Annotated in this window: 2 protein-coding genes; both read right to left on the bottom strand. The window is 67.0% G+C overall.

Going from position 1 to position 2,029, the window contains the following annotated elements; translation table 11 throughout:
* Window positions 1-127: 127 nt before the first annotated feature.
* The gene (gene nuoD / locus G4D87_RS37025) at window positions 128-1,375 is read right to left on the bottom strand and encodes an NADH dehydrogenase (quinone) subunit D (RefSeq protein ID WP_163787482.1); all 1,248 of its coding nucleotides are present in this window, start codon (window positions 1,373-1,375) and stop codon (window positions 128-130) included.
* Between the two features lie 12 nt (window positions 1,376-1,387).
* The gene (locus G4D87_RS37020) at window positions 1,388-1,906 is read right to left on the bottom strand and encodes an NADH-quinone oxidoreductase subunit C (protein ID WP_020478794.1); all 519 of its coding nucleotides are present in this window, start codon (window positions 1,904-1,906) and stop codon (window positions 1,388-1,390) included.
* Window positions 1,907-2,029 lie beyond the last annotated feature (123 nt).

Genomic DNA, 2,029 nt, shown 5'->3' with positions numbered 1-2,029 from the left:
GTGTCCAGCTTCGCGCCGGCGGGCGGGTTGGACGGCTCCGGGCCAATCTTGGCCGCGGGCGTGTCCGTGGGCGCCCCCTTCGGAGGCGGCTGCGCATCACCGGTGGGCTTCTTCGTGTCGTTGTCGCTCACTGCTCGACCTCGCCGCCGATCATGTTGATGGTGTCAAACGTGGGGATGAGGTCCGCCAGCATCTTGCCTTCGATGATGTGGGGGACGGCCGCGAGCACGGGGAAGCCCGGCGCGCGCACGTGGACCTTGTACGGACGGCCGCGGCCGTCGCTCACCAGGTACCAGCCCAGCTCGCCGTTGGAGGCCTCGGTGGCGTCGTAGACTTCACCGGGGGGCACCTGGATGCCCTCCATCACCAGCTTGAAGTGCGACATCACGCCTTCGATGGTGCCGTAGACCTCGGGCTTGGGCGGCAGCGCGATGCGCCAGTCATCTACGATGATGGGGCCCGCGGGGATGGTGTCCATCGCCTGGCGCAGGATGCGGATGGACTGGCGCATCTCCTCGAGCCGGACGAGGTAGCGGTCGTAGTTGTCGCCGTGCTCGCCCAGCGGGATGTCGAAGTCGAACCGGTCGTAGACCCAGTACGGCTTCGTCTTGCGGATGTCGTAGTCCACGCCGCACGCGCGCAGGGCGGGGCCGGTGTAGCCGTACTCGATGGCGTCCTCGGCGCTGATGACCCCCGTGCCCTTCGTGCGGTCCACGAAGATGCGGTTGTTCGTCAGCAGGCCTTCCATCTCGTCGAGCAGCGCCTGTCCCTGGTCCAGCGACTTGTGGACGCGGGCAATCCAGCCCTCGGGCAGGTCGCGGTTGCTGCCGCCCACGCGGCCGAAGCTGGTGGTGAGGCGCGCGCCCGTCAGCTCGGCGGTGCGGTCATGGAGCAGCTCGCGGAACTCCATGGCGAGGAGGAACGGCGCGAAGCCGCCCATCTCCAGGCCGGTGGCGCCCACGCACGTCAGGTGGTCCGTCAGCCGGTGCAGCTCGGAGCCGATGACGCGGATGTACTGGGCGCGCTCGGGAATCTCCAGGCCGATGAGCTTCTCCACGGCGTTGAGGAACCCGAAGTTGTTCATCATCGCGGACAGGTAGTTGAGCCGGTCCGTGTAGGGCAGGCACTGCGTCCACGTGACGTTCTCGCAGCTCTTCTGGAAGCCGCGGTGCAGGAAGCCAATCTCAGGGTCGATCTTGACGATCGTCTCTCCCTCGAGCTCCACCTTCAGCCGCACGGTGCCGTGCGTGGCCGGGTGGGAGGGGCCCATGTTGATGACCATCCGCTTGGTCTGCAGATGGGCTTCCAGCTCCGACTCGTGGGCGTACGCGTCGGTGTCGGGGTTCGGCGCTTCGGGCTTGAGGGTGTCAGCCATGGATGTCCTCGCTCAGGAGAGCCCGCTGGTGCCGGGGCCGCGGAAGATGTCCTTGATGGGGCGCTCGGGGATGAGCGGCTGCCGGTCGCGCAGCGCGTAGTCCTTGCGCAGCGGGTGCCCCTCGAACTCGTCGTAGAGGAGGATGCGACGCAGGTCCGGATGCCCGTCGAAGCGGATGCCGTAGAAGTCGAAGGTCAGCCGCTCCCACCAGTTGGCGCCGCGGAAGAGCGGCACCAGGGTGGGGACCACCGGGTTGGCTTCGCTCACCCGCACCTTGAGCCGCACGTGCTCGTGCCGCTTGAGGGAGTAGAGGAAGTAGACGACCTCGAAGCGCGGGTCGTTCTCCGCCAGGTGCAGCCGATCCACGGCGTCGATGGAGCCGAACAGCTTGAACTCCAGCTCCGGGTCGTTCTTCAGGAACGCGGCGACCTTCGGGAGCGAGTCTGCATGGATGACGGCCCAGGCGCCTCCGGTCCGGTCCACGTAGCGATCCGCCACCGCCTCTGGGAGCTGGGCGGAGACCCTGTCCAACGCGAAAGTGCTCAAGGGGGCCCCAATGACTAAGGGAGAAGAATCCGCGGCTTTATAAGGAGCCCTCGGCGGGTGCGTCAACGTAAACCCTCAACCATGTAGCCCACTTAGGAGGCCCAGAAG

The organism is Myxococcus vastator, from assembly GCF_010894475.1.
Classification (GTDB): Bacteria; Myxococcota; Myxococcia; order Myxococcales; family Myxococcaceae; genus Myxococcus; species Myxococcus vastator.
Note: the sequence above shows the minus strand (reverse complement) of the source record. Positions and strands in the feature narration are given on the sequence as shown.